This is a genomic window from Stutzerimonas azotifigens, assembly GCF_013522725.1.
GTDB lineage: Bacteria > Pseudomonadota > Gammaproteobacteria > Pseudomonadales > Pseudomonadaceae > Stutzerimonas > Stutzerimonas azotifigens_A.
In genome coordinates, this window is the sequence record NZ_JAAMRF010000009.1 from 214,469 (window position 1) to 239,682 (window position 25,214).

Sequence of the window (25,214 nt, forward strand, 5' to 3'; positions counted from 1 at the left end):
ATTTCCATCACACCAGCTCACGATAGAGCTCGGCATAAGCGCTCAGCATCGACTCGGCACGAAACAACTGCTCGAAGCGCTGCGCGGCCTTCTTCCCCATGCGCGCAGCCAGTTCCGGCTCACGCTGTAATCTCAGCATCGCCTGACGAAGTGCCAGCGGATCGCGAGGCGGCACGACCAGCCCCGTCTCCTCGTTGACGTTGATGAAGGTGGTACCAGTGCCGATTTCGCATGAGATTAAGGGCTTGCCATACATCGCACCCTCCAGCAAGGAAATACCGAAGGCCTCCGAACGCAGATGCGAAGGAAACACGAACGCCTGGCACAGCGTTAGCAGTGCAGCCTTGTCCTCATCGGGCAACCTGCCTAACAAATGTAGATTGCCCAGCCCCATCTGCCGGGCCTGCTCGTGAAGCCTCGGCTCTTCGAGCCCGGTCCCGACCACCGCGACAGTCAGCTCGGTTCCGCGCACCGCCTCTAGCAGGTAGTCGAGCCCCTTGTAATAGCGAAGCGCGCCGACGAACAGAAAGAACCGCTCGCCCAAGCGGTTACGCCAGTAATCTAGCCTTTCGGGGCGAGGCACCGGATAGGTGCGGCGATCCAGCCCGTAGGGAATCACGCTGACGTGCTCCCTGTGGCGCTGCAAAATAGGACTGGTTCGCACGTAGTTCGGTGACGCCGCCACGATGCGGTCGACACGACCAAGAAAGCGATGCATCAAGGGGGCATAGAGTTTCATCAGGAGCTTCTGCTTGACCACATCCGAGTGATAACTCACGACCGACGGCTTCCGGATGCGCGCGGCAAAATGCGCGACGTCCATGAATGGCCAAGGGAAATGGTAATGAACGATATCGGCCTGCTCGGCCAGCTCGGCAAAGTCCCCGATGGCCGACCAGGACAAGCCGGTCGATGCAAGGTGCAAGTCGAGCCGGGAGCGGTGCGCCACATGGTGGCCGACCGTTTCGCAACGCGCACTACCCCTGGGGCTCAGATACAGCACCTCCGGAGATATACCATGGGCGGCACCGCCCTCGGCGAGCTGAAAGATCACTTGCTCGATACCACCCATGGTCTCCGGGCAGTACGTTTTGAAGAAATGAAGAACCTTGATCATCCGACGCTCAGCACCCGTCTATAGACATCCATGGTCTGCATGGCACAGCGCTGCCAGGAAAATGAGGCAGCATGAGTCAATCCATCGGTGATCGCCGAAACGCGCCACGATTCATCTTCCAACCCCCGGGCAATCAGCTCGGTCAGTGCTACGGTGTCCTGTGGGTCGCACATCAACGCCGCGTTACCGGCGACTTCCGGCAACGAGGAGCTGTTGGAACAAACGACCGGCACCCCCGAGCTCATCGCCTCCAGAACCGGTAAGCCGAACCCCTCATACAGGGACGGAAAGGTGAATAGACGCGCCCCTGCGAACAGCAATGGCAAGTCCTCGCTTGGGACGAACCCCAGATGCCTGGCCCACCCCTCGTCCACTGCCTGATCCAAGCGTTTGCGTATTTCATCGTTGCGCCAGCCCTGATAACCAGTCAGCACCAATGGCCAGCGCTTTTTTAACGGTGCAGGCAATCGCCCGTATGCATCGAGCAGCGTCTCGATGTTCTTGCGCGGCTCCAGGGTACCGACGAACAGGCTATAGCCTCCCGGCTCAAGCCCATGACCAGCCAGCACATCGCGCAGCTCATCCGCCGTGCGCGGACGAAACTCCTCCGAACTCGCCAGGGGCACCGCATGGATATGCTCGATTGGCCATGAAAAATACGCGGCGAGTTCGCGGCGCGTGAACTCGGAATCGGTGATCAACGCATCAGCTCGTTCGAGCGTCTTGCCGAGCTCCTTTTGCAGGTAGCGAATCCGCTGCGGTGCATGGCAATGCGCCCACGTGAACGGTGACAAATCATGAAAGGTGGCGACGCTTTTTCCGGGAAACGGCGGGATGAAAAAATTGGTGCCGTGGTACAGCGCGTCTGAGCAATCGCGTAATGCACGCGCGCGGAGCAACGGCATCAACACCCGGTAAGCCTCAATCGCCAGAGCGCTTTTTTGCACCATACGTCGCAGGCCATGCCCGCTATCGGAGGTATCGCTCGGGCTAGGCAACCCCGAGACGAAGCGTGCACCGGAGAAGTAGCGCAAGCGTTTAACGCCGTCGGTACTTTCGAGGACGCGGGCGAGTTCGTAGGTATAGCGACCGATACCGGTTAACGGAAAACGGACTGGGTCGACGGAGAGGATTAGGTTCATCGGCGTAGCAGCCAGTTGGTCATAGGCACCCAACAATGGCCGTCTGGTTCTTATTCATACCGGAACGAATAGAGCGAGACGCCAACGACTCTTGGATCATTAGACAAGCCTGCATGCAAGGGCGACTGGGGATTAGCCAAGTCAAAGGAAATATGTAGTGAGCCCTCCACACAGCCACTGGCCGGAATTGTCAGTGGTATATCCCGAGCGTCACTGAGGCCCCCTGACCATAATTTTATACCTGCAGCGGAGATTTCCAACGCAGTCGAGTCCCGGCCGGGATATACGAAGCCACCCGCATTAATGACCACGCTTAAATCGCGCCCAACAGTACATGGTATATGGAGGTTCGCTCGGGCACCTTCAGACCACACCCCCCAGTCCTCACCACGTCCCCAGCCGTCACCTAGCGCGAAGTTGCCGCTACCGCCTCGCTTGAATTCATACCGCACGCCCGGCTCGATACGCAGCGCCGAAGACCGCATCTCATCCGATGTCAAGCGAAAATAAGTTTCACTCTGATAGTTCTTAGACTCCAGAAGCTCGGCCAAACGCTGTTGACTCAGGAGACATCCTCTCGGCGTGGTCACGAGCAGATCTGTATCACCTGGGATAAATAGAATCTTCTTGCAATCAGGGCCAACTACAAGGGCACGCTTTTTATCTGCAGCTTCGCCTACGCCAGAAAAACGCTCCAAAAAAACTTCCGGTGGCGGATCATAAAGCGCGGGGAAACGGCTCTGTAAAAAATAAGATAGCCTCGTAGGAGTGGTATATGACTCATATTTAGCAGGAAAAAAGGTTAGCAAGGCTATACCTAAAAAAGGAATAATAATACAAAAAGCTGAAACCCATCTAGCTCGCGAAAGCACAAGCCATTTAGCAGCAATCAAAGCAATTGGGAAAAATAACGGAATATACCACAGGGAATACCTTGCTATATTAATAGTTGCCCCTGAGTTCAGGTTCACTGTTGAGGAATGTGAATAAACCGAAACCAAGAAATAAGAAACAAGAAAAAATAACCACGCCATCCTATTTTCAAAAAAATCAGGGCCGCGGCGAAAAAGCCTAAAACCAACGAATGCAAATATTAGCAACAGCACCCCGAGCGGCCAATTTGGCAATAAACCAATATCCGGGTCCACCAACCAAATGTAGAAGTAACCAATATTTTTGCCAAGATCGGCCCCGCCGGCGAGCAGCTGCGGCGTAGCCACTCCAAAACGTAAAAAATAATAAACGGGATGCAAAAGCACAAGCAGCACAGTACAAACAATGGCAACTACATCCCCAAAAGAATACTGCTTTTCGGATAACTGAAATATCCGAAAGCAGAGCAGCAAGCCTGCCAGCAATGCGAAACTTGGGTTTTGTGTGGAGACCACAGCCATAAAAAAAGCCGCAGCCACATAACGTGCTTGCAACACGGCTAATACCGCAGCCAAACCCAGGCAGTAAGTTAAAAACTCCGTATGCGCCTTGTTCGAAAACCAAATAAGCGGCGTACTTAGGCTAAACAAAAAAAATACGCCAAACCCTAACCAGCGATAATAAAGAAAGGACATAAAAGCCGGCACAGTAAATAAAGCCCCATGCAAAACCAAAAACGCGCTATGGGGGCTTATAGAAAGGGGGTATCCAATCAAAAAAGCCAGGAAGCTGTAAAACCAAAAATGATTAAAATCAGCTGTATCGCCTAACCTCAAAGTTGGAAATGCAGATGCAAGTTGATCAGCTGAAACCAAACCAAGCACGGCTCTACTATCTGCGAACGCTTGATAAGAAGAAAAAACGTCCGACGTCATCCATGGATGAAAGGCCGACTCAAAAGCTAGATAAAGACCGTAATACTCAGAGCCATCGCCAACCCTTATCGCCGGAAGAATAGCTAACGTGAAAAATAACAAACCAATAATTAATACGATCACCAAAAAAGGGGCGAGCATATTTACCCGAGACTGCAGCTTCGCGCTTAAACCCGTCAACATTCTACTCACACCCCATAATTAAGCATTCCCCCGCTAATCAAGCGAGGCCAGTCACATTGAGTTGGCGACCGCCTGCCCTTCACGTATCGCGTAGTTCGTGCCTCGATCCTCCGGATAAATCTGTGCCATGGTCGATATAAATCCATTCACATAAGGGGTTTCTCGGCCCGGCACATATTTCGAATATCCACGTTCGGTGACAGGCTGCGCGTACTCCGCACGCCATACCTTATGATCCAAGATCCAAGAACGGTCCATCTCAGGAAACATACGCTTCAAATGGCCTAGCGCGAACTCCACGTACTCTTCATCGCTGTAGCTCCAAACAGGATCTTCAACAGCTAAATACCGGGATAGAAAGGCGATATGGTCGCCTCCGTAATTATCGGGCGAATCGAAATTGGTATGTTCGATAACGCCCACGAAGGGGAAGCCAGGGTCGTTCACGTTTAGCCAATAGGTTTCGGAGAGGCTGCGATTGAGCCGTAGCACAAGGCACATGTTGCCTAGGTACTTAACGCGACGCTGCGCGGTAAGCCACTGCTCCGGAGCATGACCTTCAAATATGTCGGCAATGATCGGAAACGCGGGAGTAAACAGAAAATTCCTGCCCAACACCTCTCCCAGGCTGGTGCTCAAGGCCGTTATTTGGTTACCTTCTGTTTGCAGACCAAGCACCTTCGTTCCGAAGCTAACCTCGCCGCCCATTTCTCCAATCTTCGTGACCATGGCGGCTGCCAGCCGGCCGAAACCACCCTTGAAATAAGCGAGCTGCTCGCCCCCCTTGCTGTCGCGGGTACTTCCGCGCAGAACCAGTTTTTTCCAGAACCACACCGCGTTGACGTCCTCGGCATAGACCGAAAACTTGGAGTTAATCAGAGGCTCCCAAACCGTCCGATAAACTGCCTTCCCGCACAAGGGTTCGAGCCACTCGCGTATGCTCAGATGTTCAATGGTCTTCCAGTCTTTGACCCGGCGCACCTGAAATACCAGCAGGCCCAGCCTGATTCTGTCCACTAGCGAAAGCGCCTTGAAGCGAAGTAGGTCAAGCGGTGTGGAAAGCTTCCACATTCGACCGTTGTAATACATTCCGGTGCGAGACGGCAGCGTAATCACATCGCCCTCCATGCCCAACTCTTTTACGAGGGCGGGCACGTACTCATCATTGTTGAACCAATGATGGTAAAACTTTTCCAGCGTGACTCCGTCCGAGAACTCGAACGTACCCGCAAGGCCGCCGGCCGAGCTATCGGCCTCAATTACCCGCACTTTCTGCCCTTTCTTCGCGAGAAAATATGCTGCAGTGAGACCGGTGAAGCCACCGCCAACAATTACGCTGTCATAAGTCATATATGTATCCAGTTTTTTAATTGAGCACCGCAGCTTTCGCCCGGAGCCCTTTAAATATTTTAGGCTTGATTGCCATACAGAGAGTGCCGGCAAGCGTGGTAGGCACCCAGAGACTCAGATGGGACAAGACAGCGAACCCCGCTGCCTGCTCGGGAGTTCCACCCAGCATCGTGATCGCGGCGTACGCGGCGAGGTGGAACGGGCCAACATAGCCCGGCGATGAAGGCACCAAGGTAGAAAGTGTCGCAATCGCCATCACGATCACTGCGACGGAGAGACCTGCATCAAAGCCAAAACCATGTAGCAAGGAGAGGAACAACCCGGCTTCCCCCAACCAGACGAGGATGGACAAGCCGAACACTGCAAGCAAAGCCCTAAGCCGTGACATGCTCTCCACGCTGCGCAGCAGCGTAGCCACCAGCAAAGCCACCCGCCCAGATATAGCCGTTGCGCGCGACGCGAATCTGGACTCGAGCCAACTTGCAATAAGCCCGCTGAACAGAAACACCATCAATAGCGCAAGACCACCGAAGACGCTGAGTCCCATCGTTACCTCCGGTAGCCACGGAGGGACATCTAGCTTGCCGCTATAGGCTAGGCCGACCCCAAGCACCGCGAGAAGCGTTAGGAGGTCCACGAGGCGTTCTATAAGAAGACTACCGGTCGCCGTGACCCGGCTAAGCCCTATGGCGACTGGAAACACTAGCGCGCGAACAAGATCTCCCAGGCGTAGGGGCAGAACATTATTCAACGCTATAGAGCCTAGAAACGGAACGGCGCAGCTCTGCAACGTCACCAAAGCGCCGGCGCTTCTAAGCATCAGGTACCACCGCACGATCCGGAACAGATATCCAAACGCGAGCGACACCACGGCTACCGCGAGATACGGCCAGTTAAAAACGACCAAAGCCTCAGCAACCGCGGGAAACTCGATTTGGCTTGCAATGAAGACCAGGCAGCCTAGGGAGATGCCCCATCCGGCTAGATGAGGGAGCCATTTTCCGGCGAGCGCTTTCGCAGATGGATCATGCGATGAGCCCATTAGCGTTGCCAGACCTTCCAGGGCGCAGAACCAGAAGCCCAAAGACGTTCCAGCTCGCGCTTATCACGCAATGTGTCGCAGGCCTGCCAGAAGCCTGCATGCTCGAACGCAGCCAGCTGCCCGTCGCGAGCGAGCGACGACAAAGGCTCTCGCTCCCACGATGTTTCATCGCCGTCGATGTATTTGATAACTGAAGGATCTAGGATAAAAAAACCACCGTTGATCCAACCGATCTCATCGCTGGGTTTTTCCTCGAAGCTACTGACGTTCATCGACTCATCAATATTCAGCACGCCGAATCGGCCTGGTGGCTGAACAGCCGCGACAGTTGCCAGCTTGCCATGCTTCCGGTGAAACGCGATTTCGGCAGCGATATCGATGTTTGCGAGGCCGTCACCATAGGTCAGGCAGAACGGTTCATCATCCAGATAAGGCGCTACCCGCTTCAACCGACCTCCTGTCATCGAATCCGGGCCGGTATCCACAAGCGTGACACGCCAGTCTTCCGACTGGCTATCCAATATCCGATGCTCGCCGGTCTTAAGGTCGATCTGCATATCAGCCATATGCCGATAATAATTAAAGAAGAATTCTTTGATTACATAGCCCTTATATCCAAGACATATAACGAAGTCTTTCACGCCATGATGGGCATAGGTCTTCATGATGTGCCAAAGAAGTGGCTTTCCACCGATTTCTACCATCGGCTTAGGTTTGGTGTCCGACTCCTCGGCAATGCGGGTACCTAAGCCTCCAGCCAGTATCACTGCTTTCATTGTCAATCCTCAGAGTTTTAGCTCGTCCTGTGAGAAATTTAGGCTTTGCTCCACTATAGCTACCGGCTCAGCCCTAAGTATTAAATAAATCCTTAGTAGATATTCACCGATCATGCCTAATAACAATGATTGCAACCCTGTGCTAAATAGGACCAATATATGGATACTAGCCAATCCTTGAGGCAGCTCTGGATGCAAAGCTCTGAGAACAAGGTAATAAAAGGATCCCAAGACGCTGACGCCAAGCATAACCAAGCCCGCCAACGTCGCGAATCGCAGCGGCACCGATGAGTGATTGAAAACGGCAGTTAGGCCCAATCGAATAAGCCTCGAAAGCCCAAACTTACTTTCACCAGCAACTCTCGCCTCTCGATCATAGACGATACCTGTTTGACTGAAGCCCAGCCCGGCAATCATTCCCCTCAAATATGGGCTCGGCGTTTTCATTTTACAAAGAGCAGTGATAACCTTTCTGTCCACCAGCCTGAAATCACCCACATCTCTGGGAATCGGATGCTCGCTCACCATATCAATGAACCAATATCCGAGACGTCGGAAGTGACTGATAAAAACATTTTCACGACGCTTTCTACGAACGCCATACACAACATGATACCCGCGAACCCATTCTCCGAAGAATTGTTCAAGCATCTCCGGCGGATCCTGCAGATCGGCATCGATCTGCATTACCGCATCACCCTGCGCATGCATGAAGTTGGCGAGGATAGAGCGTTGAAACCCTACGTTTTTGGCAAAGCGCACCGCCCGAACCCGTGCGTCTTTTTCTGCGAGAATTTTTAGCTGGCCCCAAGTTTCGTCAGATGAGTGATTATCAGAAAAAACGAACTCGAGCCGACATTGACCAGTCATTCGAGTCGCCAACGAACACAGCCGCTTATAAAGAGCCTCTATATTTCCTGCCTCATTTAGTACAGGAATACATATAGACACAAGCGGCAGTACGCTGCCTTCCTTTTTGTTAACCATCGATTATCCCGTCCTGACACCGTGAAGTTAAACCCTGCATCTCCACAACCGCGGCCTTCACACCATCTTGGTAGCTCAATGTCGGCGACCAACCGAAAGCTTCTTCAAACGCGGATGGGTCACCTACTACATAGGGTAAGTCATCGGCCCGTAACGGAATGGCTCCGAAATCTAATAGCTCTAACTTACCTACCATATCAGCCACCTTCTCAGCAAAGTCCCTTACAGTATGGCCTTGTCCAGTCGCAACATTATAGATACCCGCGAGCGTTGGGCTGCACACTAGCGAGTCGAGCACATGAATGATTGCGCTGCAGGCTTCATCCACATGCATGAAATCACGAACTTGGGTACCTTCGGACAAAGCTACCCGTTCCCCTCGAGTTAGGCGCGATACCAGAGATGGGAAGAGGCGGTGAGCGGATTCACCAGGACCGAAGATATTAAACAAACGCAGACACGCTGTCGGCAAACCAAGTGCAGTGCCACTAGCCATCGTAAGAAGAGTGCCGGCAGCCTTAGTCGCGCCATAGAGTTTCTGGCATTCTAGAGGAGACCGTTCGGCATAACGGGTGGGGCCTGGCAGAGGACCATATTCCGCACTGCTTCCGATGTGAATAAAGGCAACCGCCCCATGATCCTTCGCAAGCGCGACTAAGGCTGGAGGCTGGGAAGCATTGGTGTTGGTAAGCGCCGCTAAGTCACGGTCATTGGGGCTGACACCGGCTGCCGCGAGATTGATAACGACGTCGACAGAATGCTTTCCAAGGCCTTCCGATAGGCTCGGCATGTCCATTTGCGGCAACAGAATTCTCTCCACCCCGACGCCCGGCCTGAAAGATGGATTTCGCACTACAGCCAGTACTTGATGCCCCTCATGAGCTAGTTTCGATACTAGTCTACGCCCAACGAACCCAGATGCTCCCGTCACCATTACTCTCATTTGTCTGGCTTCTGCTCTAGCAACGCCGATCGCCAGTCCGCAATCTGGGCATGTGTCGTTGCAGAGGCTCCGTCAGGATCGCGGTAATAGTCGCGATACCACTCTGCGGTCCTGATGATCACTTGTTCCGTGTTCCATGGAGGAAACCAGTCGAGCAGATTACGGGCCAATGAACTATCAAGAGCAAGCGCTCCGGCCTCATGTAACGGCGCAGCCATGTAATCCAGCTTTGGTCTCTCCCAATGTGCAGATAATAGTTCCAATACGTCACGCACCGAGTATTGACGCAGATCATGCGGCCCCAGATTCCATGCCCGCGCGTACTTCTCGGGATTCTCAGAGAGAAGGCCTGCCATCAGCACCATGTAACCATGAACCAGAGCTAGCACATGCTGCCAAGGTCGCGTCGCAGCGGGGTACCTTAGGGTCAATGTTTCACCGCTGACGACAGCTCTTACGAAGTCAGGGATAAGCCGGTCTTCAGACCAATCACCCCCACCAATGATGTTGCCACCTCGCGCAATGGCTATTGCTGGCCCAGCACCATTAGCCCAGGGAAACGACGCCACATAACTCTGAATGACCATTTCGGCCGCCGATTTAGAGGCACTGTAGGGGTCCTTACCCCCCAAAGGATCATTCTCCCGATAGGGCCAGTCCCATTCATTGTTCTTGTAGACTTTGTCCGTGGTTACACAAACCACACCTTTCACAGAGCTCACCGCCCGAGCAGCGTCCAATACATTTGCCGTACCTTGTGAATTGACGGCAAATGTATAGCGCGGCTCTCTATAAGATCGCCGGACTAGTGGCTGCGCCGCGAGATGAAGAATCAGTTCCGGCTGATAACGCTGAATTGCGCCGAGCACAACATCGTAGTCGCATATATCCCCTAGGTGCCCCTGGATGCAGGAAGCGAGCCCAAGTGCCTCGTAAAGGGACGGGGAAGTATCAGGCTTCAGAGCAAAGCCGGTAACCTCAGCGCCGATGGAAGTAAGCCATGCGCAGACCCAGCTTCCGGTGAAGCCCGTATGGCCGGTAATTAATACCCGCTTCCCTTTCAACGCTGCTTCGAAATCTAGTGTCGACGGCATGCTCTAGCTCCTATTCAAAATGCCAGCTGTAGACCCCTGAGGGGCGCTACAGGAGTCCCCGCCCTTCGGTACTAGTAACTTAGTTAGCTGCTGAGCGCTTTGTTTCCATGTCAGCCATCTCATATTAAGAGATGATGGATGCGAGCCACTGGCTCTGAGCGCCAGCCAGGCCTTGATCTCTTCGCTCAGATCCTCGGGGTTGTTTCCGTCGAAATAATGGGCGTTGTCCTCCGCTATCTCTTTGAAAACGGGAATATCCCTGGCAATAATGGGCAGTCCAAACCGCGCTGCCTCGATCAGTGGTAGGCCAAAGCCCTCGCCTTTAGAACTGAACACCAGGCAGGTAGCGTTCTGGTAGATCTTCTCCAGATACTCGTCACTGATTCCCTTCAGCCAGAAAAGTCGTTTACCCAGTAATTCGTGCTGTGTGATGTCATTAATGAGTTCATCGACGTTCCACCCCGCCTGACCTACCAGAACCAAATTCGCCTCGACCCCTTCGCTCCAAAGTCGCTCGAAAGCTTTCAACGTTTGGTCGTGGCCTTTGCGCGGCTCGATGGTACCTACTGATAGAAAGGTAGGACACGCCTTGAACTTGGCGAGCGCGTCAGCGGCATCGTCCGGAAGCCCCTTAGTTGGAACAGAGTTCTCAACGTCCGCGCCGAGGTGAAACCAACTAATTTGAAGTGGGCGATGGCGTTCTACAGGGTGAGTTTCCAGCCATTGCCGCATGTCTTCTGCAACTGCATGCGATATACAGAGCAGGCCGTCATTTCTTGAAATTGCCTCGAGCCATTCATTATGCAGGGCACTAATAAAATCCCTGAATACTTCTGGCATGACGACCGGAAGCAAGTCGTATACGACGAAATAGACCCTCACTCCTGAGTTTCTCATCTCCTGGTGGGCCGCCTGCTGCCGGATCACGACGTGATGCTGAAGGTCAAGGCCTAAAAAAACATCGCCGGAACCATACTCTATTGCGCTATCGCCTACTTCACCAGCCGCTGAGTGCTCAGGGAAATTGTTGGAGATGAACTCTCTTGCATACCGATAACCTATGCTATCCATGGTCGCGTATATGGGCTCGCTGACAAACCCACTCGGCGGCGATTCGAGAAGCTCCTTGAGAATGCTCCGGACCACACGCTGAATGCCGCTCTTGGAATCTACATGTACCAACTGGGAGATATCGATGAATAGCCTTTTTGCTCTATTGGGCTGGAAGTTTCTGGCAATCGCTGAGGCGCATTGCTTGATATCCTCATAGGTCGGTAGCGTATCTCCGATGGAAGCGATATCGCCCTGCAAGGCTATAAGAATCTCGTCAGAGGTAGGCAGTCTCCCGCCACGCCTTGATTCAACCGCCCGCTCAAAGGCCCCTAGCGCCAGCCTGGCGGTACGATCCCAAGAAAACTCCTTGGCCTGCCTTTTTCCATGCCCGATAAGTTGCTTTCGGAAGGTCTCGTCGCTTAGGACCTTATTCAGCTTCGACTCCATGTCCATCACATTCAAGGGGTCGAACAACGCCTCCGGAAAGCCGATGACCTCCGGCACACTCGACGTGTTGGAACCAATAACTGGCGCGCCACAGCACATCGCCTCAAGCGCAGGCAGGCCAAAGCCTTCATGCCACGACGGAAAGATGAACGCCTTACAAAGGCTGTACAGCGCTATCAATTCTTGGTCGGTGACATAACCGGTGAAGACGACCTCGCCCTCATGTAAGCCGAGCCGGCTGGCGTGATCCCGGAGCCGCGCAATAACCTGGGTTGGCATCTTGCCGGCGAGCACCAACTGGTGCGCTCCTCGTAGCGCTTTGGGTAACTGGGCGTACGCCTGGATCATGCGGTCGAGGTTCTTACGGGCATCCGCTCCCCCGGTATACAGGACAAAGGGTGACCGGATGGAAAACTTCTCCAGCAAAAGAAAGGCCTCCTCCGGACACAAATCGGCGGGGGCAAAGATAGCGTCAGCGGCGGTAGAAATAGTGGTTAATTTCTCCGCCGGAAGTCCCAGAATACTCATGCCTTCTAGACTCGCCGACTCGGAAATGCCCAGCCAGCCCTGAGCGTTCTTTAGGCTTTCGATCTTGTTGAGATAGTACTTTTTGAATACCGGATGGGGATCGAGGTAGTCCTTGGCGTTCATAAGCGGAATCAGGTCGTACAAGGTGACCAAAGTAGGAATCCCCTTGGTGTAGCCGCCGATGGTGGTGACGGCATCATCAGCGGTGCCCTCGAACAGGCTGCTAATGTGTACGACATCAGGCTGAAGCGTGGCGATATACGCCTCTCTTATGAGTTCCGCCGCCTGTCGACGCCAGTCATTGCCAGGTAGGCATTCTGCAACTGGGGCAGGCCCATACCAGACTCGAACATTGTCTTGCGAAACCAAACCATCGAAAGCTGCCCGTATCGGTTCCACGACGTCTACGAACTGCCCATTAAGCAGTATTATGACCTCGTGGTCCTGGTTATTGCGTGCAATGGCCATTGCAAGCGAAAGGCTGTAGCGCCCGATACCTCGGAATCGGCTTTCCGTTTGAGCGCCCTGCAGGTCCAGCACGATGCGCATCAACGCGGCCCCTTATGCTGTGTCTGAATGGCGTTTTTCAATGTTTGATAATAGGCCTGAGCGGTTAAGCTCAGATCTGAAATATCTGGCTCTGTACCTTGTATAAAAGAATTTGGATTGTATGGCGGAGGCACCACTACCGTAGGTTGCCCAACAGGTGCACCGGTTAGATTGGCTCTCTGCGCAATAGCGACCAACCGTAGATATAACCCTGGGTAATGCCGTAGAAAGCCTGCCGCCCTGCGCTTCAAGCCAGGGCTTCTCAAGGTCTTGCGCATCGCTCGGATGAGCAATGGGTATACAGCAGCTTTCGCTCCCGATTTCGCTTTGCCGACCATGCGCCAAGGCGACCGGACTACGCCCGCTAAACCCGTTTTGACGCCACGCACCGGAGCCGTCAGCTTCCAGGACGTGCTATTCAACAATGCATCCCTGGCCGCTTCGTATTCATTCGCGCGCAGGAACCAATGATGTGCATTGCTCAACGAAGCGTTCAATTGTTGCTCCGTTTGTTGCAGTGCGCTCGCCTGAGCTTGCGCCTGCCCACGCAACGACTTCACCTCAGCGGCCAATATGTCCTTTTCGCCTTCTACGGATAACAGTTGCGCCGCCAACGCCTCTATCCGGCTACTCAAATGCAGAGGATGCGTTTCTAGATACTCGATTTGCGATTGCATCCCTATGAGATCCGCTACAGCACTACCCTGCTCGGCCTCCAGTATCTTCGCTCGCCCCTCGACGCCGACGAGCTGGCGCTCCAAGTCTGCACAGCGCGCTTCAGTCTGCTCCAGCTGGAATTCCAGACGTTGCTGCGCCTTATGGAGCACAAGCAACTCGCTGGTGGACTGCTGCAATTGCTGTTGGAGGCTTTCGTTGAGCGATTCGGTGGCGGCAATCTTGGCTTCTGCGTGAACCGCTCTGCTGGTGGCGTCCCTCAACGCAAACTCGGTTTTCTCTGCATCCGCGACCATGCGCTGAATGTGCAAGCCCATGTTTGCCATCTGCTCACTGAGCTGCTGAGCGAAAGTGGTCTCCATCTGAGTTGTACGCAGCTCAAGAGATGCCAAGCCTGCCTGGGTGCGTGCAGACAGCTCAGTGGCTTGCTGAGCTTCACCCCTAACGTATTCGAACTGCGCCTCCGCCTGATTGGCCCGATGCAGCAACTCATCGGTTCGAGCATGTATAGCCTGCAGTTCGTTATCCAGCAGGGCTTGCCGTTGAGACGCTCCGTCGATCCGCTCAACCAAGCTACCGAATTCGGCCCGCAAGTTATCGTCGTAACGTTGAGCGATATGCTCGAGCGCAACGCCATATTCTCGTTCAAAGAAAGGGTCGAATAAGACGAGCACCTCGTCGGGCGCAGACTTTTGCGCAACAATCGCGTAATCGGGGCTGGGTCCGCTCAACACGTCCATCAGACGGATGTCCTCGCTATCCGCCAATCGCGGATCCTCTTGCAGCCGCAACAGTTTGGATCGGGCAAACCCCAGATGCTCGGTCAAAAAGCTGAGCAGTAGATGAGGAATCGGACGCTCGTGCGTCGGATCCAAATAGAAATTGTTGCTGCCTACCACCAGATTTTCCGCATTGGGCGTTTCCAGAATCAACAAGCCCGCTGGCATCAATACACGTAACGCTTCCTGTACGAGTTTTTGAAGCATCTCGAAAGGAATGTGTTCGGCAATATGGAAACCTGACACCAGAGCCTGACTGCCGTCAGGAAGCGCTTGCAAAGCGGCCAACGCGTCTCCCTCTTGAGCTGGAAGCCCCAAGGCATGGCAAGCAGCAAGCATTCCGTCGTCAAGGTCGACGCCCTTAGCAGCGAAACCATTTTCCAGTAAAACCTCAAGCCACTCGCCGCGACCACAGCCCAGATCCAGTGCAGGAGCATCGGGGTACAAGTGGTTGAAAGACGCGATAAACGGTACGTAAACCTGCTGGCGCTCCTTTATCAGCGCTCGGGTTCCGCGATAACGATCTTCAAAAGCCCGATAGAAATGAGCACTCATTTAACGAGCTCCGCAACAGGAGGCAACCATGCCATGCCGACGAACTGCCCCTCTGAAAGATTCACGACATTGAAAACCAGCGCCAAATCACGCCATTCGTAGTTTCGAGCGATGTGCGTATCGGCAGCATGTAGAGCTACAGCTACGGAATAAGACCCGACGCCCAGGTTTGCGAAAAAATCGAAACGGTACTCAACCGTATCCCCGGCGTTGATGTTTTCCAACTTACACCCCAAGTGATGGGTATTCGTACCGAACACCGGTTGCCCGAGGCGGTCCTTGATCAGATACCCCACAACCAACTCCGAAATATCCTGATTTACCAAAGCCTTGATACGCAGGGAAACCGGAGCGCCAACGGGTATGAACTCTGCTGCCCCTCCATCTTCGACGTGAAGCGTGACGGAGGAAATCGTAGCCTCGCCAGTACCTGAACGAGTCTGGATACTGCCATCATCCAGTTCCTTGACGGTGATGGAACCATTTTCCTTCTCGGCGATAATGGCGTTATAAAAATCCATCACCTCTTCGGGTTTCCCATCTTTTATAACCGCCCCACCATCAAGCAGGATTGCCCTGCTGCATAGGGCCTGGATCGAACTCCGATCATGGGAGACGATCAAAAGCGTCGTTCCCTGCTGCTGAAATTCTCGGATTCGATCAAAGCTTTTATGTTGGAAATAGGCGTCTCCAACTGATAATGCCTCGTCGATGATAAGAACGTCCGGACGGAACGCAGTGGCCGCAGCGAAAGCAACACGCATTTGCATACCACTTGAGTAGGTCCGCACCGGCTCATCGAAATAATCACCGATCTCGGCGAACTGCTCGATTTCGTCTATTACCCGCTCTACTTCAGAGGCACCGTAGCCCATCAATCCCGCCGCATGGAAGACATTCTGCCTGCCGGTCAGCTCTGAGTTGAACCCCATCCCCAGCTCGAGAATCGCGGCGATGCGGCCGTTGACGTCTATAGTTCCCTCAGTGGGCTGCAAGGTTCCGGTGATCATTTTCAGCAGTGTTGACTTGCCGGCTCCGTTCTGTCCGACTATCCCAATGGCCTCACCTGCCTGAATGGAAAAGCTGACGTGCTTCAGTATCCAAAGCTCCTCGGTTGGCTTGGCAGGAAGATAGAACCAGCGGGCAAATCGTAGCCATTCGGAACGATACGTTCTAAATGCCTTCCCCAAATTGTCGACGCGCAACACACTCATAGTGCATCCACCATCTCCGGCGCTGCTCGGCGAAACATGAACAAGCCAACCAGCAACAAACCAATAGCAACGCCTGCGGTAATCAGGACACTCGCCAATTCAGGCGGCCGCGCATAAACCAGCACATCGTGATAAGCGCTTACGATCGGATACAGAGGATTGGCATCTATCCAGCCTTTCAAGTGATCCGGAATAATGTTGATCGGATACACGATAGGAGTAAACCAAAACAGGATTTGCAATACTATCGGCACTACCTGTCCGACATCACGCACGAACACATTGATAACACCAAGTATTAGACCTACCCCAACGGCTAACGCCACTATCACCAGTGTTAAGGGCAACAGCCAGACCATCTGCGCATTGGGATAATGACCAAGTAGAGCGAAGACAATTAGTAGCGCCACAAGCAGCAGCATATTATTCAGCAAGCATGACCCCACTACGATTACCGGCAACGTAATACGGGGAAATCTCATCTTTTTCATGAGATTGCCTTGTTCTATGAAAACATTCAGGCTTCGCCCTACTATTTCCGAAAAGAGATTCCAAGCTAGTATTCCGGCCATAAGATAAAGTGCATATGCATATTTATTTTCGATCCCGGGCAATCTCGCCGCCAGGACGTTCGACAGAATCAAAGCATAAATTGCAACCTGCGCAAGCGGATTGATTATCATCCACAAGCCACCAAGACGACTCCTGGCAAATCGAGCGACAAATTCATTCTTTATCGAGGAAAGTATGAACCCTCGATAAGCCCAAAGGCTTTTAAATAGCGCCAACATGTACACCCCTAAACACAGGCCATCTTACAAAAAAGCGCCGATACCATCGCCCTGTACCAGCTAAACCAGCCTCTATTTAACTAGTCGCACGGCCATAGACATCTTCGAACCGAACGATATCGTCCTCACCCAAATAGTCACCGCTCTGGACTTCGATGAGCACCAAATCAATCACTCCAGGGTTTTCGAGACGATGCCGGTGTCCGGCCGAGATGAAAGTTGACTCGTTACTGTTAAGCATAAGCTCGCGATCGTCATTAACTACCCGCGCCATGCCACTCACCACGATCCAGTGCTCGCTGCGGTGATGGTGCATTTGCAGAGATAGCGAGGCCTTGGGCTTGACAACAATTCGCTTGATCTTGAACCGGTCGCCCTCCTCCAAGGTGGTGTAAGAACCCCAGGGACGGTTGACGGTGCGGTGCAGCAGGTGTGCGGAGTGGCCGTGGGACTTGAGTTGCTTGACGATGTGCCTGACGTCCTGCGTGTGATCCTTGTGGGCCACCAGAACGGCATCGGGCGTGTCGACCACGACTAGGTCCTGCACGCCGACGAGGGCTGTAAGGCGCTCGCAGCTGTGCACAAAGTTATTGGTGGACGCATGGGTCAACACTTCACCTTCGAGGCGGTTGCCGTCATTGTCTGGGGCGGTGAGTTCGCTCATGGCGATCCATGAGCCGATGTCACTCCAACCGATGTCACAAGGGACGGTCGCTACCCGATCCGAGCGCTCCATCAGCGCATAATCGATCGAGATATCCGGCACCTTGGCAAAATGCGCCGGGTCGAGATTCAGGCTGCGGTGCCTTTTACCTGTCGAGATATCGGAACGTTCAATCGCAGCGGCTGCAGCTTCCAGTACTTCGGGCGCATGCTGACCCAGTTGCTCGAGCAACGTTCCAACCCTGAAGCAGAACATGCCCGAGTTCCAATAATAGCCACCGGCGGCCAGATAGCCCTCGGCAGTGGCAAGGTCGGGCTTTTCAACGAATCGCTCAACCTTCAGCCCGTGGCCAAGAGCGGTATCCGAGCGTGTTTGGATATAGCCAAACCCTGTTTCTGGATAGTGCGGGAGTATCCCGAAAGTAACGAGCCAACCGTCGGCTGCCAGCTGGGAGGCCTTGGCCACTGCATCGGCGAAAGCGTCTTCAGCCTGAATCAGGTGATCCGCGGCGAGCACCAGCATCTGAGCTTCGGGACCATGGCTTTCTGCCAGTTTCAGCGCGCCGATAGCGATCGCCGCGGCGGTGTTGCGTCCGAACGGTTCGAGTATGAAGCTTTGCGCACAGTCGGCCCCCTCGATTGCTTTGTATTCGTCCTGCGTCTTGAAGAACAGTTCACGGTTGGTAACCGTGAGTATCTCGCTGACGCCGGGCAGCCTGCAGGCGCGGAGGAACGTCTTCTGGATGAGATTCTGTCCATCGGGTAGCTGGATGAACGGCTTGGGATGCATTTCCCTCGATACCGGCCAGAGGCGGCTGCCAACACCGCCAGAGAGAATGACTGGCACTAAATCCATAGAAGGTATTCCTTGTCCCGGTCTTTAGGGCTGAAAAATATAAAAAAGCCGAATCGTAAAATAAAAAAAAAACAAAAGGCGATGGCAGAGCGCAACAAGTCGCTGGCCGTGCTGAGTTTGGCTGAGACCAAAATGGGGAGTAATCGTTTAATCGGGATCGCATATCCCGAAGAACATGTACCTACTCCTCCTCATTCACCCGATCACGCAATTCCTTGCCGGGCTTGAAGTGGGGGACGAATTTGCCGTCGAGGCGGACGGATTGGCCGGTTTTGGGGTTTCGGCCGACGCGGGGCGCGCGGTAGTGGAGGGAGAAGCTGCCGAAGCCGCGGATCTCGATGCGGTCGCCTGTCGCCAGGGCGTGGGACATTTGTTCAAGCATGGTCTTGATGGCCAGCTCCACATCCTTGGATGAAAGCAGCCCTTGCTGGGTGACGATGCGTTCGATCAACTCCGACTTGGTCATGGTTTTCCCTTCTTTTTCAAGCGGCTAGATCATCTGACCTGCGAGCGGTTTTAGCATGCCAAGCCTGCTTTGAACAGCCTGACCTTCTTTAACCCTCAACCGTTGAAGGGTTTAGGAACCCTTTCCAACCTCGCCTCCTCCGTTTCCCTTACGGGCAAGTTGGGTACGATGCCCATTGCCAACCGCCTGTAGATCACCCCGCCCTTTCGCCAAGGCAAAAAAAAGGGCGGACCCATCGGGCCCACCCTCGCATCGCAAAGCGTCGCTACACGCGACGATCGATTAGTCCTCGCGATAACGGCGCAGCTTGAGCTGCTTACCGCCAACACGAGTGTCCTTCAGCTTACCGAGCAGACGGTCGAGCCCTTCTTCCGGCAGTTCGACCAGGCTGAAGCTGTCGCGCACCTGGATGCGTCCGATGGCTTCGCGGGCCAGGCCGCCTTCGTTGAGGATGGCACCCAGCAGGTTGCGGGCGGCAATGCCGTCGCGGGCGCCCAACGGCGAGCGGCAACGGGCACGGCCTTCGGCCAGCGGTACGGGGGCACGGCGCTCGCGGTCGCCGCTGCGCTCTGGACGATCGCGGTCGGAACGCTCGCGCGGCGCGCCGCTCGGCACCAGGGGCTGCTCCTTCTCGACGTCGGCAAGAGTCAACGCCTGGCCGTTGGTGGCCTTGGCAAGGAGCGCCGCGGCCAGTGCGCGCGGGCTGCAACCGATGTCGGCCACCAGCTTGTCAAGCAGCTCGCCGTGGCTGGCTTCGGCATCGGCTACCAGCGGGGACAGGCTGTTGGTCAGTTTCTTGATGCGCGCATCGAGCACCTGTTGCGCGTTGGGCAGGCGCGCTTCGGCGACCTTCTGCCCGGTCACACGCTCGATGACCTGCAGCATCCGGCGCTCGCGAGGAGTGACCAGCAGCAGCGCGCGGCCTTCACGGCCGGCACGACCGGTACGACCGATACGGTGGACGTATGATTCCGGATCGTACGGCATGTCGACGTTGAACACGTGGGTGATACGCGCAACGTCCAGGCCGCGAGCAGCGACGTCGGTGGCAACCACGATGTCCAGGCGGCCATCCTTGAGCGATTCGATAACGCGCTCACGCTGGTTCTGGGCGATGTCGCCATTCAGCGCGGCAGCCTTGTAACCCTTGGCTTCCAGCGCGGCGGCCAGATCCAGGGTGGCCTGCTTGGTACGCACGAAAGCGATCAGCGCGTCGAAGTCCTCGACTTCCAGCAGGCGCAGCACGGCCGGAATCTTCTGGTCGGCATGGACCATCAGATGCGCCTGCTCGATACGAGCGACGGTCTGGGTCTTGGCCGCGATCTTGATGTGCTGCGGCTCACGCAGGTGCTTCTCGGCGATGGCGCGGATCGAGTGCGGCAGGGTCGCGGAGAACAGCACGCTCTGGCGGCTTTCCGGCATGGCCTCGAAGATCACTTCCAGGTCGTCCATGAAGCCGAGCTTGAGCATCTCGTCGGCTTCGTCGAGGACCATGAACTGGATGGTCGACAGCAAGCCGCTGTTACGGCTCAGGTGGTCGACCAGACGGCCCGGGGTCGCGACGATGACCTGCGCGCCCTGGCGGATCGCCTTGAGCTGCGGACCCATCGGCGCGCCGCCGTAGATAGCGACGACGCTCAAGCCTGGCATCTGCTTGGAGTAGGTTTCGAAAGCGGTAGCGACCTGCAGCGCAAGTTCGCGGGTTGGCGCGAGGATCAACGCTTGCGGCTCTTTGCGTGCCGGGTCGATTTTCGACAGGATCGGCAGCGCGAAGGCCGCGGTTTTGCCGGTGCCGGTCTGAGCCTGGCCGATCATGTCGTGGCCACCAAGGATCACGGGGATCGCTTGGTACTGAATGGGGGATGGCTCTTCGTAGCCAACCGCGGAGATAGCGGCGAGTACGGAGGGATGAATACCGAGCGCGGCGAAGCCGCCGATTTCCTGGGTCATGGGTCTGCCTCTGGTGCATCCGCAAAGACCCATGTTCCGAGGCTGCGCATGCCATGCACGACCCTGAGGTCACCCTGGCAGCCCGGTCGGCGGGTTTGCGAAAACGTGGTGGATGATGAATCGTCTAGGATAGCCCGCGCGGAGCGGACAGCAGCCGAAGCAGCGCTTCGATTTGTTGCGGTACCTGAACGGAGCCAATTGGCCGGCGCGCACTATACATAAAAAAGGCGAATGTGTCAGGGCAAAAGGACCAGCGGGCGGTGTGCTGAATAAAGCTGAACGGCGCCGCAGAGCCCTCCAATACGACCGTTTGGGTCAACTGGCCTGGCGCAGCACAGCGATCAGCGAGTCCAGCGAATAGCCCAGGCGCGGCGTCAGCGAGGTCGCACGCTCTGCAATACCCGGCAGATCAAGCGTCTGCTCGAGATCGGCCGGCACCAGCAGGATGACATTGCCCTCCTTCACCGGGCATTCCCAGTAATGCCGGTGGAACAGGCCGCGCAACAGGGCTGCGCCCAAGGGCTTGCCGTCGTCGTTGGCCCACTGGTTGATCACCAACCAGCCGCCAGGGTTGAGCTTCTGCTGGCAGGCCTGGAGGAAATTCCAGCCCAGGTGCGCGGCCGCCGGCCCGGTGTCGGTATAGAGGTCGACGAAGATCAGATCCGCGGTCTCCGCCGTTTCGAGCAGCTGCAGCGCATCGCCAATGCGAATGGTCAGCCGCGGATCGTCATCGAGCCCGAGATATTCCATGGCCAGGCGCGGCACGTCCGGGCGCAGCTCGATCGCCTCGACATCCTCGAGCGGCAGGAACTGCAAGCAGGCCTGGGTCAGGTTGCCCGCGCCGAGCCCGAGAAACAGCGCCGTTTCCGGTGCCTCGTGGGCCAGCGCACCGAGCAGCATCGCGCGGGTGTAGTCGTACTCCAGCCAGCTCGGGTCGCGGGTAAACACGCAGCTCTGCTCGACCGCCGCGCCGAACTCCAGAAAACGGTAGTCACCCACCTCATAGACGCGGATCAGCCCGAACGCGTCCTGGACTTCGGCTAACAACACCTCCTGCTGACTCATGTTTCATCCGCCTCGATTGGGTGCGCCATCTTAAACAGCGCGATACGCAGCCGCTATCAGCTTCGCCGCCATGCATCGGGTAACATCGACGCCTTTCGCACCGCCACACGGAACCGCATCCGATGAGCCAGACCTGGAGCCCGCAAAGCTGGAGGGCCAAACCCATCCAGCAGCAACCCCACTACCCCGACGCCGAGCACCTGGCGCACGTCGAGGCGACCCTGGCCGGACTGCCACCGTTGGTATTCGCCGGCGAGGCGCGGGCGCTGCGCAAGCAGTTCACCGAGGTCACCCAGGGCCGAGCGTTTCTGCTGCAAGGCGGCGATTGCGCCGAGAGCTTTGCCGAATTTTCCGCACCGAAGATCCGCGACACCTTCAAAGTGCTGTTGCAGATGGCCATCGTGATGACCTTTGCGGCTGGCTGCCCGGTGGTGAAGGTCGGCCGTATGGCCGGACAATTCGCCAAGCCGCGCTCCTCCGGCGACGAGACCATCGACGGCGTCACCCTGCCCGCCTACCGAGGCGACATCGTCAACGGCATCGGCTTCGACGAGAAGAGCCGCGTCCCGGATCCCGAGCGGCTGCTACAGGCCTATCACCAGTCGACCGCCAGCCTCAACTTGCTGCGCGCCTTCGCCCAGGGCGGTTTTGCCGACCTGCATCAGGTCCACCAGTGGAATCTGGATTTCATCGCCAACTCGTCCCTGGCCGAGAAGTATCACCAGCTGGCCGACCGTATCGACCAGACGCTGGCCTTCATGCGCGCCTGCGGCCTGGACGATGCCCCGCAACTGCGCGAAACGAGCTTCTTCACCGCCCACGAAGCCCTGCTGCTGAACTACGAGCAGGCCTTCGTGCGCCAGGACAGCCTGACTGGCGGCTGGTACGACTGCTCGGCGCACATGCTCTGGATCGGCGACCGCACCCGCCAGCTCGACGGCGCTCATGTCGAGTTCCTGCGCGGCGTCGGCAACCCCATCGGCGTGAAGGTCGGCCCGAGCATGGACAGCGACGAGCTGATCCGCCTGATCGACGTGCTCAACCCGGACAACGACCCGGGTCGCCTGAACCTGATCGTGCGCATGGGTGCAGACAAGGTCGAAGCGGGCCTGCCGCGGCTGATCCGTGCGGTGCAGGCCGAAGGCCGGCAGGTGCTCTGGAGTTCGGACCCGATGCACGGCAACACCATGAAGGCCTCCAGCGGCTACAAAACCCGCGACTTCGCACGGGTGCTGGCCGAAGTGCGGCAATTCTTCGAGGTGCACCGCGCCGAGGGCAGCTATCCGGGCGGGATTCATATCGAGATGACCGGGCAGAACGTCACCGAATGCATCGGCGGCTCACGCCCGATTACGGAAGACGCGCTCTCGGATCGTTACCACACCCATTGCGACCCGCGGCTCAACGCGGATCAGTCGTTGGAGATGGCTTTCCTGATCGCCGAAACCCTCAAGCGCGTGCGGCCCAGCTGAGCGCTGGTATCCCAGGATGAGCAGTCCCGCCTTATGGGAGCGACTGTGTTGATTGATGGTCGCCTTCCGCCACAGCGCTGCGGGAGCGGCTTGACCGCGAGCTTTTCGAACCCGGTGGTCTCTCGCGATCCCATTCCTTGCCATACGCTCCCGTGCGTTCAGTCGGCCTTCTTGCGGATCCAGTAGAGGTAGTTGCCACCCTCTTCCTGCTGATCGACCAGCTCATGGCCGAGAAACACGCAGAACTTGGGGATATCGCGCTGGGTCGAGGGGTCGGTGGCGATCACCTTCAACAGCTCGCCGCCCGCGAGATCGCGGACCTTGTTGTGCAGCATCATCACCGGTTCCGGGCAGTTGAGGCCCGAGGCGTCGAGTATGGCGTCGCTATGCAGTTCGGTTGGCTGGGACATCAGAGGGCTCCGATCAAGGACGTTTCGCGCGGGCGCGCTTGTTGGGCATCTTGCGACGAACTTACAGACGACGCAGGTGGCAGGTAACCTCTTCGCGGTCGTGGTAGAGCTGTTTGCAGCCGATACTCGCCTTCACGCCTCGTTCGGCAAGCCCTTGCGCGATGCGTTCCAGCAAGCGCCGGACTTCGGCGTAGCGCTGCTTCATGGGCAGCTTGAGGTTGACCACGGCCTCGCGGCACAGGCCCTCGCCGATCCAGGTTTCCAGCAAGGCGGCATTGCGTGCGGGTTTCTCGACGATATCGCAGACCATCCAGTCCACCGGCCGCCGCGGACGGAAGACGAAGCCGTCGGCCTGCAGATGCTCGACCATTCCGGTATCCATCAGACTTTCGGCCATCGGCCCGTTGTCCACGGCGATCACCCGCATGTCGCGCTTGACCAGCTGCCAGGTCCAGCCACCAGGCGCGGCGCCCAGGTCCACGGCCGTCATCTCCGGCGCCAGGCGCTGCTCCCATTGCTCACGCGGAATGAAGTGATGCCAGGCCTCCTCTAGCTTGAGGGTCGAGCGGCTCGGTGCCTGGCGCGGAAACTTCAGCCGCGGGATCCCCATGGGCCAAAGCGCACTGTTTTTCGCTTCGGCGATGCCCAGGAAGACTTCCCGTCCGCTGATGAAGGTCAGCAGCAGGCGCGGCCCCGTTCCGCCTTCGACCAGCCTGCCCGCCTGCACCAGGGCCTTGCGCAGCGGCCCTTCGAACTTGCGACAAAAGGTGGACAGTTCCTTGCCGTCGTTGGTGTCCAGCACTTCCAGCCAGACGCTGCCGCAGATCGGATAATCGGACATTGCCTCCAGCAACACCTCGATTCGCTGGCGCTCGGGTAGCGCCAGATACTGCCCTCGCGCCCACTGCCGGGGGAAGATCAGGTCGGAGAAGCGCAGAGCCTTCATCAGCCGAGCCGGAGCATCCGGCTCGCTGCAGACGAATTCGGCCAGCGCGCTGCTCGGGCGCGCCTTGGCATAGCCCGAGATGTCGAGTCTGGCGGCGTGCTCGCTGATTTCGGCGCAGACCTCGCCTTCGAATCCCGGACGGCAATGCAACAGCAACAGGTTCATGCTCAATTTCCACAGAACAATCGGAGCCCTGCCCGGACATCAAGCCCGGCCCAAGCGGCAAAGCCTCGCATGATAGCCCAGAGGGGAACCCCCGGATGCCTGTCTCGGTCCAGTGCATTGGAGAAACCGCTCAAGACGGGTGAGTTTCAAGACGATCCGCCAGATCCAACCCTGCCCGACCGTGCGGG

Annotated in this window: 20 protein-coding genes; 1 reads left to right on the forward strand and 19 read right to left on the reverse strand. The window is 56.3% G+C overall.

Going from position 1 to position 25,214, the window contains the following annotated elements; translation table 11 throughout:
- Nucleotides 1–7: 7 nt before the first annotated feature.
- From G7026_RS17835 to G7026_RS17915, 17 genes are all read right to left on the reverse strand, one after another.
- Nucleotides 8–1,117 carry a glycosyltransferase family 4 protein gene (locus tag G7026_RS17835; protein WP_181072256.1) on the reverse strand — a complete coding sequence of 370 codons (1,110 nt, stop codon included), beginning with the start codon at nucleotides 1,115–1,117 and terminating at the stop codon, nucleotides 8–10.
- Nucleotides 1,114–2,259 carry a glycosyltransferase family 4 protein gene (locus G7026_RS17840; RefSeq protein ID WP_181072257.1) on the reverse strand — a complete coding sequence of 382 codons (1,146 nt, stop codon included), beginning with the start codon at nucleotides 2,257–2,259 and terminating at the stop codon, nucleotides 1,114–1,116. Before G7026_RS17840 ends, G7026_RS17835 begins: the two co-directional genes overlap by 4 nt.
- Nucleotides 2,260–2,309: 50 nt before the next feature.
- Nucleotides 2,310–4,250: a hypothetical protein gene (locus G7026_RS17845; protein ID WP_181072258.1), complete on the reverse strand. Its 1,941-nt coding sequence runs from the start codon at nucleotides 4,248–4,250 to the stop codon at nucleotides 2,310–2,312.
- 51 nt (nucleotides 4,251–4,301) lie between these two features.
- A complete protein-coding gene (locus G7026_RS17850) occupies nucleotides 4,302–5,600 on the reverse strand; it encodes an NAD(P)/FAD-dependent oxidoreductase (RefSeq protein ID WP_181072259.1) in 1,299 nt (432 codons plus the stop codon).
- A 16-nt stretch (nucleotides 5,601–5,616) separates the two neighbouring features.
- Entirely contained in the window at nucleotides 5,617–6,684 is a 1,068-nt protein-coding gene (locus G7026_RS17855; protein WP_258190324.1) for a lysylphosphatidylglycerol synthase transmembrane domain-containing protein, read from the reverse strand.
- On the reverse strand, nucleotides 6,642–7,418 hold the full coding sequence (gene rfbF / locus G7026_RS17860; RefSeq protein ID WP_181072260.1) for a glucose-1-phosphate cytidylyltransferase: 777 nt from the start codon (nucleotides 7,416–7,418) through the stop codon (nucleotides 6,642–6,644). The genes G7026_RS17855 and rfbF overlap by 43 nt, the downstream gene beginning before the upstream one ends.
- 9 nt (nucleotides 7,419–7,427) lie before the next feature.
- On the reverse strand, nucleotides 7,428–8,405 hold the full coding sequence (locus G7026_RS17865; protein ID WP_181072261.1) for a glycosyltransferase family 2 protein: 978 nt from the start codon (nucleotides 8,403–8,405) through the stop codon (nucleotides 7,428–7,430).
- Nucleotides 8,398–9,348 (reverse strand): NAD-dependent epimerase/dehydratase family protein, encoded by a 951-nt coding sequence (locus G7026_RS17870; RefSeq protein ID WP_181072262.1) that lies wholly within the window; start codon nucleotides 9,346–9,348, stop codon nucleotides 8,398–8,400. Before G7026_RS17870 ends, G7026_RS17865 begins: the two co-directional genes overlap by 8 nt.
- A complete protein-coding gene (gene rfbG / locus G7026_RS17875) occupies nucleotides 9,345–10,442 on the reverse strand; it encodes a CDP-glucose 4,6-dehydratase (protein ID WP_181072263.1) in 1,098 nt (365 codons plus the stop codon). Before rfbG ends, G7026_RS17870 begins: the two co-directional genes overlap by 4 nt.
- A 3-nt stretch (nucleotides 10,443–10,445) precedes the next feature.
- Complete coding sequence (locus G7026_RS17880; RefSeq protein ID WP_181072264.1) at nucleotides 10,446–13,019, reverse strand: glycosyltransferase family 4 protein; 2,574 nt, start codon at nucleotides 13,017–13,019, stop codon at nucleotides 10,446–10,448.
- Nucleotides 13,019–15,028: a class I SAM-dependent methyltransferase gene (locus G7026_RS17885; RefSeq protein ID WP_181072265.1), complete on the reverse strand. Its 2,010-nt coding sequence runs from the start codon at nucleotides 15,026–15,028 to the stop codon at nucleotides 13,019–13,021. Before G7026_RS17885 ends, G7026_RS17880 begins: the two co-directional genes overlap by 1 nt.
- Nucleotides 15,025–16,242: an ABC transporter ATP-binding protein gene (locus G7026_RS17890; protein ID WP_181072266.1), complete on the reverse strand. Its 1,218-nt coding sequence runs from the start codon at nucleotides 16,240–16,242 to the stop codon at nucleotides 15,025–15,027. Before G7026_RS17890 ends, G7026_RS17885 begins: the two co-directional genes overlap by 4 nt.
- Nucleotides 16,239–17,033, reverse strand: coding sequence for an ABC transporter permease (locus G7026_RS17895; protein ID WP_181072267.1), 795 nt, complete (start codon nucleotides 17,031–17,033; stop codon nucleotides 16,239–16,241). The genes G7026_RS17890 and G7026_RS17895 overlap by 4 nt, the downstream gene beginning before the upstream one ends.
- 76 nt (nucleotides 17,034–17,109) lie before the next feature.
- Nucleotides 17,110–18,552 (reverse strand): mannose-1-phosphate guanylyltransferase/mannose-6-phosphate isomerase, encoded by a 1,443-nt coding sequence (locus G7026_RS17900; protein WP_181072268.1) that lies wholly within the window; start codon nucleotides 18,550–18,552, stop codon nucleotides 17,110–17,112.
- A gap of 181 nt (nucleotides 18,553–18,733) precedes the next feature.
- Complete coding sequence (gene ihfB, locus G7026_RS17905; protein WP_181072269.1) at nucleotides 18,734–19,018, reverse strand: integration host factor subunit beta; 285 nt, start codon at nucleotides 19,016–19,018, stop codon at nucleotides 18,734–18,736.
- A gap of 282 nt (nucleotides 19,019–19,300) precedes the next feature.
- A complete protein-coding gene (locus G7026_RS17910) occupies nucleotides 19,301–20,968 on the reverse strand; it encodes a DEAD/DEAH box helicase (protein ID WP_258190325.1) in 1,668 nt (555 codons plus the stop codon).
- A gap of 315 nt (nucleotides 20,969–21,283) precedes the next feature.
- On the reverse strand, nucleotides 21,284–22,033 hold the full coding sequence (locus G7026_RS17915; protein WP_181072271.1) for a spermidine synthase: 750 nt from the start codon (nucleotides 22,031–22,033) through the stop codon (nucleotides 21,284–21,286).
- 122 nt (nucleotides 22,034–22,155) lie between these two features.
- Between G7026_RS17915 and G7026_RS17920 the strand changes: the two genes are divergently transcribed.
- Nucleotides 22,156–23,505 carry a class II 3-deoxy-7-phosphoheptulonate synthase gene (locus G7026_RS17920; RefSeq protein WP_181072272.1) on the forward strand — a complete coding sequence of 450 codons (1,350 nt, stop codon included), beginning with the start codon at nucleotides 22,156–22,158 and terminating at the stop codon, nucleotides 23,503–23,505.
- 158 nt (nucleotides 23,506–23,663) lie between these two features.
- Here the strand turns inward: G7026_RS17920 and tusA are convergent, their stop codons facing one another.
- Together tusA and rlmM are read right to left on the reverse strand one after the other, a co-directional pair.
- The gene (gene tusA / locus G7026_RS17925; RefSeq protein WP_181072273.1) at nucleotides 23,664–23,915 is read right to left on the reverse strand and encodes a sulfurtransferase TusA; all 252 of its coding nucleotides are present in this window, start codon (nucleotides 23,913–23,915) and stop codon (nucleotides 23,664–23,666) included.
- Between the two features lie 61 nt (nucleotides 23,916–23,976).
- The gene (gene rlmM / locus G7026_RS17930; RefSeq protein ID WP_181072274.1) at nucleotides 23,977–25,026 is read right to left on the reverse strand and encodes a 23S rRNA (cytidine(2498)-2'-O)-methyltransferase RlmM; all 1,050 of its coding nucleotides are present in this window, start codon (nucleotides 25,024–25,026) and stop codon (nucleotides 23,977–23,979) included.
- Between the last annotated feature and the right edge of the window lie 188 nt (nucleotides 25,027–25,214).

What these genes read in the sequence shown, in the direction of transcription:
- G7026_RS17835 (WP_181072256.1), bottom strand. Translation starts at nt 1,117, where the DNA reads ATGATCAAGGTTCTTCATTTCTTCAAAACGTACTGCCCGGAGACCATG.
- G7026_RS17840 (WP_181072257.1), bottom strand. Translation starts at nt 2,259, where the DNA reads ATGAACCTAATCCTCTCCGTCGACCCAGTCCGTTTTCCGTTAACCGGT.
- G7026_RS17845 (WP_181072258.1), bottom strand. Translation starts at nt 4,250, where the DNA reads ATGTTGACGGGTTTAAGCGCGAAGCTGCAGTCTCGGGTAAATATGCTC.
- G7026_RS17850 (WP_181072259.1), bottom strand. Translation starts at nt 5,600, where the DNA reads ATGACTTATGACAGCGTAATTGTTGGCGGTGGCTTCACCGGTCTCACT.
- rfbF (WP_181072260.1), bottom strand. Translation starts at nt 7,418, where the DNA reads ATGAAAGCAGTGATACTGGCTGGAGGCTTAGGTACCCGCATTGCCGAG.
- G7026_RS17865 (WP_181072261.1), bottom strand. Translation starts at nt 8,405, where the DNA reads ATGGTTAACAAAAAGGAAGGCAGCGTACTGCCGCTTGTGTCTATATGT.
- G7026_RS17870 (WP_181072262.1), bottom strand. Translation starts at nt 9,348, where the DNA reads ATGAGAGTAATGGTGACGGGAGCATCTGGGTTCGTTGGGCGTAGACTA.
- rfbG (WP_181072263.1), bottom strand. Translation starts at nt 10,442, where the DNA reads ATGCCGTCGACACTAGATTTCGAAGCAGCGTTGAAAGGGAAGCGGGTA.
- G7026_RS17880 (WP_181072264.1), bottom strand. Translation starts at nt 13,019, where the DNA reads ATGCGCATCGTGCTGGACCTGCAGGGCGCTCAAACGGAAAGCCGATTC.
- G7026_RS17885 (WP_181072265.1), bottom strand. Translation starts at nt 15,028, where the DNA reads ATGAGTGCTCATTTCTATCGGGCTTTTGAAGATCGTTATCGCGGAACC.
- G7026_RS17890 (WP_181072266.1), bottom strand. Translation starts at nt 16,242, where the DNA reads ATGAGTGTGTTGCGCGTCGACAATTTGGGGAAGGCATTTAGAACGTAT.
- G7026_RS17895 (WP_181072267.1), bottom strand. Translation starts at nt 17,033, where the DNA reads ATGTTGGCGCTATTTAAAAGCCTTTGGGCTTATCGAGGGTTCATACTT.
- G7026_RS17900 (WP_181072268.1), bottom strand. Translation starts at nt 18,552, where the DNA reads ATGGATTTAGTGCCAGTCATTCTCTCTGGCGGTGTTGGCAGCCGCCTC.
- ihfB (WP_181072269.1), bottom strand. Translation starts at nt 19,018, where the DNA reads ATGACCAAGTCGGAGTTGATCGAACGCATCGTCACCCAGCAAGGGCTG.
- G7026_RS17910 (WP_258190325.1), bottom strand. Translation starts at nt 20,968, where the DNA reads ATGACCCAGGAAATCGGCGGCTTCGCCGCGCTCGGTATTCATCCCTCC.
- G7026_RS17915 (WP_181072271.1), bottom strand. Translation starts at nt 22,033, where the DNA reads ATGAGTCAGCAGGAGGTGTTGTTAGCCGAAGTCCAGGACGCGTTCGGG.
- G7026_RS17920 (WP_181072272.1), top strand. Translation starts at nt 22,156, where the DNA reads ATGAGCCAGACCTGGAGCCCGCAAAGCTGGAGGGCCAAACCCATCCAG.
- tusA (WP_181072273.1), bottom strand. Translation starts at nt 23,915, where the DNA reads ATGTCCCAGCCAACCGAACTGCATAGCGACGCCATACTCGACGCCTCG.
- rlmM (WP_181072274.1), bottom strand. Translation starts at nt 25,026, where the DNA reads ATGAACCTGTTGCTGTTGCATTGCCGTCCGGGATTCGAAGGCGAGGTC.